The organism is Pseudomonas brassicae (genome assembly GCF_010671725.1).
In the GTDB taxonomy this organism is placed as follows: Bacteria; Pseudomonadota; Gammaproteobacteria; order Pseudomonadales; family Pseudomonadaceae; genus Aquipseudomonas; species Aquipseudomonas brassicae.
This window is the reverse complement of record NZ_JAAHBU010000010.1, coordinates 25621-32076: the sequence shown is the minus strand read 5'-3', so window position 1 is coordinate 32076 and position 6456 is coordinate 25621. Positions and strand designations below refer to the sequence as shown.

The window sequence follows — 6456 nt, the reverse complement described above, 5'->3', positions numbered from 1 at the left end:
AGCCAGCTCCCACAAGGTTTGGTGAGCGCTGCAAGAACCTGTGGGAGCTGGCTCGCCAGCGAAGGGGCCATCACCCGCTATCCACAAACCCGAGCATCAATCACCCTTTGGTTTACCTCCCCCCACTGCTTATGCCTAAGTAGCAGTGCCAGCCCTTCGCGGACATGGTTAACTTGCACCTGTTGGCGGAGCGCAATCATGCCCCCCGCTGCAGACGCCAGGGCCCGGCATCTGTACTGAAAAGCACGTGCACTTTCGATCGAGACCCCCATGAAAAGCCCTACCCTGGACACCGACATCAAGGTTACCTGGCCTGACGGCCACCGCTCCTACAGCCCAGGCACCACCGAGGAGCTGTTCATCATCGCCGCCGACCTGCTGGTGCAGGACCTCGGCCACGAAGCCGCCCGCACCTTCGTCGACCAGGTGTTCGAACGCTACTGGCCCGCCGCCGAGGCCGAGCTGAGCAGCGCTACTGCAACCGAGCAAGACGCGCGCTGAGCAGGTCGAAAAAGCCCTGCGCATCACCGCTGTCGATCCACCTCACATTGGCCGGCTGCTTGAGCGTGCCATACCAGTCGGCGACGGTCTGACCAAAGGTCGGGCCTTCGCGGCTGTCCACACTCATGTAAATCTGCCGCCCACTGAACAGCTCGGCTTGAGCAGGTAGGCAATCACGCTGGCATCATGCACCGGGCCACCCGGCAAGCCGTAGTGCTGCATGTCGGCTTTGACATAGGCATCCAGAATGTCACCCACCAGCTTGCTCGCGTGGTTGTTCACGCCACGAATCTGCTTCAGCCGCGCCTCGCTGGTCAGCACCTTGTGCGTCACATCCAGCGGCAGGTAGGTCAGCTTGACCCCGCTGCGCAGCACTACCTCGGCCGCCTGCGGATCGGCATACAGGTTGAACTCCGCCACCGGGGTGATATTGCCGCCATTGAAGTGCGCCCCACCCATCACCACCACTTCGCGGATGCCCGTGACGATCTGCGGCGCCTGGATCAGTGCCAACGCCAGGTTGGTCTGCGGGCCGAGCATGGCCAGGGTGACGCTGTGCGGCTCGGCAGTGCTCAAGGTATCGATCAGGTACTGCACCGCCCCGCCCTGCTCCAGGCCTTTTTTCGGTTCGTGCACAGCCACCCCAGGCAAGCCCTCCTCGCCATGGATGTTCTCGGCATAGATCGGCGTGCGCACCAGCGGCGTCGGCGCGCCGGCATACACCGGCACCTCTTCGCGCCCGGCCCACTCACGGGCCAGCCGTGCGTTGCGCGAGGTCTTGTCCAGGCGCACATTACCGGCCACCGTGGTGATGGCGCGTACATTGAGCGCTTCAGGCGATGCCAGGGCGAACAACAGCGCCACCACGTCATCGGCCCCCGGGTCGGTGTCGATGATCAGGTCGCGGGGCGCCGCCAGGGCGGCCGTGCTCGACAGGGCTGACATCAGCAATACACCTCGCAGCAGACGTTTGGCTTTATGGGCAAGTTCAGGCATCGGGCACTCCTTGTGCTCAAGGGGGGAAGGTTCAAAAGGTCACACCCGCCACCAGCGCGATGTTGGTGTAGGGCTGGCATTCGCCCGTGCGCACGATGGCTTTGGCCTGCGCACTGAGCTGCTTGAACGCCGCGTGGCTCATCAGGTGTCGTGCGCCCAGCTCGCCGCGCGCGTTCATCTGCTCGATGTGCGCCAGCGCCGGCGGGTTATGCTGCAGTGTTTCCTCGGCCAACACATGGCTCTCGACCTGCATCTCCGCCAACACGGTACGCAAGGTACTGACAAAATCCGGGATACCGGGGGTCAGCGCCAGGTCGATCAACTCCACGCCAGCCGGCACCGGCAAACCGGCATCGCCGATCAGCAGTACATCACCGTGGCCCAGCGAGGCCACCAGGCGCGACAGGGCAATGTTGAGCAGTGGGGTTTTCTTCATGGGGCCAGCCCTTGCAGTTCGTTCAAGTGAGGAATCGACGGTTGCGCGCCGGCCCGCGTGACCGACAATGCGGCAGCTTGCTGACCGAATGCGATCGCCTCGTCCTCCGGCTTGCCCTGCGCCAACGCGGCGGCAAACCCGCCGACAAAGGTGTCACCGGCTGCGTGGTGTCCAGCGGCTGTACCACCGCCGCAGGAAAATGCCGATAGCCCTGGCCATCAGCAAACAGCGCGCCCTGCGCCCCAAGGGTGACGATCACCTTGCCCACGCCCATCGCCAGCAAGCGGGTGGCTGCCGCCTGTGCACTGTGCAGGTCGTTGACCGGCAGCCCGGTCAGGGCACTGGCCTCGCTCTCGTTGGGGACCAGGTAGTCGATGGCGGCAAACCAGTCAGCCGGCAATGGCCCGCTGGCGGGTGCCGGGTTGAGGATCACAGTCTTGCCCAGCGCCCGGCCACGGGCCAGGGTGTACGCCACGGTAGCCTGCGGCACCTCAAGCTGACAGATGATCACCTTGGCGGCCTGCAGCAGCGCATCGAAACGCTGCACCGATGCCGGCAGCAACTGGCCATTGCCGCCCGCCACGATCACGATGGCGTTCTGGCTGCTGGCGTCCACCACGATCAGCGCCACACCGCTGCTGACGCCCGCCGCGGTGTCGACACCCTGGCAGTCGATGCCCTCGCCCAGCAACGCCTGGCGCAACTGGTCGCCGTAGGCGTCCTGCCCCACGCAACCGATCATCGCCACCTGTGCGCCCAACCGCGCGGCGGCCACCGCCTGGTTGGCACCCTTGCCGCCCGGCACCGTGCCGAACGACTCGCCGGCCAGGGTTTCACCCGCCACCGGCAGACGCTCGGCGCGGGTCACCAGGTCCATGTTCAGGCTGCCTACCACTACTACATTCGCTTGCATGGCCATCTGGGTCCTAGCGGTAATCATTGAAAAGGTCGGGCCGTGGCCCGGTCGACTCGCGCAACACGATGTTCGGCGCGACGATGCGTTGCTCCACGCCACTGCGCGCCGGTTCGCCGATGCGCCGCAGCAACAGCTCGGACGCCATTTCGCCCAATTCACGGATCGACTGCCCGACCGTGGTGAGCGCGGGGTACACGTACTGGCTCATCTGGATATCATCGAAACCAATGACCGACAGCTCGCTCGGCACGCCGATATTGCGCTCGGCGGCCGCGCGCAGCACGCCCATGCCGATCATGTCATTGGCGGCAAAGATCGCCGTTGGCCGGTCATGGGCCAGCAGCTGCGCGGCCGCGCCATAGCCGCCCAGGCTGGTGAAGTCGCTTTCGACCACGCGCCCCTCACGCAGCGTGACGCCGGCCTGCTGCAGGGCCCGCCGAAAACCGGCCAGGCGCATCTTGGCCACGCTGGTGTGTGCCGGGCCATTGATGCAGGCGATGTCCTCGTGCCCTAGCGCCAGCAAGTGCCGGGTCGCCAGGTAAGCGCCCTGCTCGTGGTCGATGCGCACCAGGTCAGCCTCGACCCCGTCCAGCGCCCGGTCGACGATGACCATGGGTGTACGCACGCTGGCCAGGCTGTCGAGCAAGTCGGCATCCTCGCCCACCGAGGCCACGATCAGGCCGTCGATGCGCTTTTCCAGCAACACGCGCAGGTAGCTGCGCTGTTTGCGCGGGTCGTCGTCGGAGTTGCACAGGATCACGCAGTAGCCATTGCGCTCGCAGCCGTCCTCGATACCCCGCGCCAGTTCGGCGAAGTACGGGTTGACGCTGTTGGGCACCAGCAGGCCGATGGTGGCCGTGCAGCGCGCCTTGAGCGAGCGCGCCACGGCGCTGGGCACATAGTCCAGTTCGGCGATGGCCGCCTCCACCTTGCGCCGCACCGGTTCACTCACAGGGCGGGTCTTGTTCAGCACATGGGAGACGGTGGTATAGGAAATACCCGCCAGCGCCGCTACATCTTTGATGGTTGCCATTGTTCAGGTCCGCCGGCGCGCACGCCGGCTGCGGTAGGTGTCGAGAACCACGGCGATCACGATGACCGCCCCGGTGATAATGCGCTTGGTCGGCTCGGACGCACCGATCTGCGCCAGCCCGGCGGCCAGTACCGAGATGATCAGCACGCCGAAGAAGGTACTGATGACCGAACCGCGACCGCCCATCAGACTGGTACCGCCGATCACCACGGCGGCGATCACCTGCAACTCCAGCCCGGAGCCGGCGTTGGGATCGGCCGCTTCCAGCCGCGAGATCTGGAACAGCGCCGCCAGGCCCGCCAGCAACCCCATCAGCGAGAACACCAGTATCTTGTACGGGCGCGGGTCGATGCCGGCCAGGCGCACGGCCTCTTCGTTGGTGCCGATGCCGATCAGGTAGCGGCCGAACACGGTGCGGGTCAACACCAGTTGCGCCAGCACAATCACCAGCAAGGCAATGATGAACGACGGCGAGATGCCGAACGCCACCGGCTCGGACAACCAGGCGAATGCATCGCCGATGTACGCGGTGCGCGAGTCGGTGAGCTGATAGGCCATGCCGCGTGCCATTTCCAGCACGCCCAGCGACACGATGAACGAGGGGATGCGCCAGGCCACGGTGATCGAGCCGGTGATGGTCCCGGCCAGGGCCGCGCAGCCCATGCCCAGCAATGCGGCCGGCAGCACGCTCCAGCCCCAGCCCAGGATCGCCACGCTGACCGCCGAGGCGGCCAGGGCCAGCACCGAGCCCACCGACAGGTCGATGCCGCCGATAATCAGCACGAAGGTCATGCCCACCGCCAGCACCATCAGGTCGGGGATCTGGTTGGCCAAGGTACTGAAGGTGCCGTACGACAGGAAGTGGCTGCTCAACAGCGAGAACAGCACCACCAGCGCCAGCAGCGCACCGGCCAGGCCCAGGTAAGTACCCAGGCCGAGGTAGGTGGCGCCGCGTTTGGCCGGCACGTTGGTCGGGGTGTGTATCGGGGAGGTTTTCATACGGGGTTCCTGGGCGCTGCGTCGTGGAGCAGCGCATCACGTTTCTGGTAGCCGGCAAAGGCAGCGGCCAACAACTGGTCCTGGCTCCAGTGCTCACGTTCGAAGGTGTCGATCAGGCGACCGGCCGACAGCACGCCGATGCGATCGCAGATCAGCATCAGTTCGCGCAGGTCGCTGGACACCACCACCAGCGCCTTGCCCTGACGGGTCAGCTCGGCGAGCAGGCCATAGATGTCGAACTTGGCCCCCACATCGATACCGCGCGTGGGCTCGTCGAACAGCAGCACGCTGCAGTCGCGCTCCAGCCAGCGGCCGATCACCACCTTCTGCTGGTTGCCGCCGGAAAGCTCGCCCACCGGCTGCTCGGGCCCGGCACTGCGAATGCGCATGGCCTCGATCTGGCGCTCGGCCAACGCCCGCTCGGCGCCGGCATCCACCAGGCCCGCACGGGAGAGGGCCGGCATGTTGCCCAGCGCCAGGTTGGCGCTGATCGACTGCGACAGCAGCAGGCCTTCGCCCTTGCGGTCCTCGGTGATCAGCGCCACGCCGTGGCGTACGGCGGCCACCGGCGAGTCGATGCGCACCGGGCGCAGCGGGTTGCCCAGTTCGATGCTGCCGCTGTCGGCCATGTCGGCGCCATAGATCAGGCGCAACAGTTCAGTGCGCCCAGCACCGATCAGGCCGGAAATACCGAAGATTTCACCGCTGCGTACCTCGAACGAGACATCCTGCACCTTGTCGCCACGGCCCAGGCCTTTGACCCGCAGCACGGGCGCGCCGATCGTACGGCGCCCCAGGTCGATATGCTCGCCCAGCTCGCGCCCCACCATCAGGTTGACCAGTTGCTCGCTGCTGTAGCGCTGCATCGGCTCCACGCACACCAGCTTGCCATCGCGCAGCACGGCGATGCGCTGGGCGATGCGCTTGAGCTCTTCGAGGCGATGGGAGATATACACGATCGACACGCCGCGCTGCTGCAGGCGCTCGATCTGACTGAACAGCAGCTCGACTTCGCGGGCGGTGAGCATCGCGGTGGGCTCGTCGAGAATCAGTACATGGCAGTCACCGATCAGGTTGCGCGCAATCTCGACCATCTGCTGATGCCCGATACCCAGCTCGCCCACCAGGGTGTCGGGGTCGATGGCCTCAAGGCCCACCTGCGCCATTGCCGCCGTTGCCATCTGGCGCAGCGCTTGCGGTTGACCCAGCCGGCACGGCTGGGCAGGTTGTCCAGGAACAGGTTCTCGGCCACGCTCAAGGTCGGCAGCAGGTTCAGCTCCTGCATCACCATGCGTACGCCCAGGCGCTCGGCCGCCGTGCGGCTGGCCGGCTGATAGGGCTTGCCGTGGTAGTGCATCTGGCCAGTGGTGGGCACTTCGAGGCGCCGATGATCTTCGACAGGGTGCTCTTGCCAGCGCCGTTCTCGCCAGTCAGGGCCAGCACTTCGCCGCGCAGCAACGACAACTCGATTTCGCCAAGCACAGGCTGGGCATAGGTCTTGCCGATCGCACTGACCGACAACACAACCTCTGCAGTCGCAGACATAACGCATTCTCCTGGCGCCCGCCCGCAGGC

4 protein-coding genes and 3 pseudogenes are annotated in these 6456 nt (G+C 65.9%); 1 reads left to right on the top strand and 6 read right to left on the bottom strand.

What is annotated here, in order from left to right; genetic code table 11:
• Nucleotides 1-270 precede the first annotated feature (270 nt).
• Nucleotides 271-501: a hypothetical protein gene (locus G3436_RS01130; protein ID WP_163940488.1), complete on the top strand. Its 231-nt coding sequence runs from the start codon at nucleotides 271-273 to the stop codon at nucleotides 499-501.
• Here the strand turns inward: G3436_RS01130 and G3436_RS01125 are convergent.
• The 6 genes and pseudogenes from G3436_RS01125 to G3436_RS01100 all read right to left on the bottom strand — a co-directional run bounded on the left by G3436_RS01125 (nucleotide 473) and on the right by G3436_RS01100 (nucleotide 6426).
• A pseudogene (locus G3436_RS01125) lies at nucleotides 473-1497 on the bottom strand (nucleoside hydrolase). The gene G3436_RS01130 and the pseudogene G3436_RS01125 overlap by 29 nt on opposite strands.
• Before the next feature lie 31 nt (nucleotides 1498-1528).
• A complete protein-coding gene (rbsD, locus tag G3436_RS01120) occupies nucleotides 1529-1933 on the bottom strand; it encodes a D-ribose pyranase (protein WP_163940486.1) in 405 nt (134 codons plus the stop codon).
• A pseudogene (rbsK, locus tag G3436_RS01115) lies at nucleotides 1930-2846 on the bottom strand (ribokinase). Before rbsK ends, rbsD begins: the two are co-directional and overlap by 4 nt.
• Before the next feature lie 13 nt (nucleotides 2847-2859).
• A complete protein-coding gene (locus G3436_RS01110; RefSeq protein WP_163940484.1) occupies nucleotides 2860-3882 on the bottom strand; it encodes a LacI family DNA-binding transcriptional regulator in 1023 nt (340 codons plus the stop codon).
• A gap of 3 nt (nucleotides 3883-3885) precedes the next feature.
• Nucleotides 3886-4881: an ABC transporter permease gene (locus G3436_RS01105; RefSeq protein WP_163940482.1), complete on the bottom strand. Its 996-nt coding sequence runs from the start codon at nucleotides 4879-4881 to the stop codon at nucleotides 3886-3888.
• Nucleotides 4878-6426 (bottom strand): annotated as a pseudogene (locus tag G3436_RS01100) (sugar ABC transporter ATP-binding protein). Before G3436_RS01100 ends, G3436_RS01105 begins: the two are co-directional and overlap by 4 nt.
• Nucleotides 6427-6456: the final 30 nt, after the last annotated feature.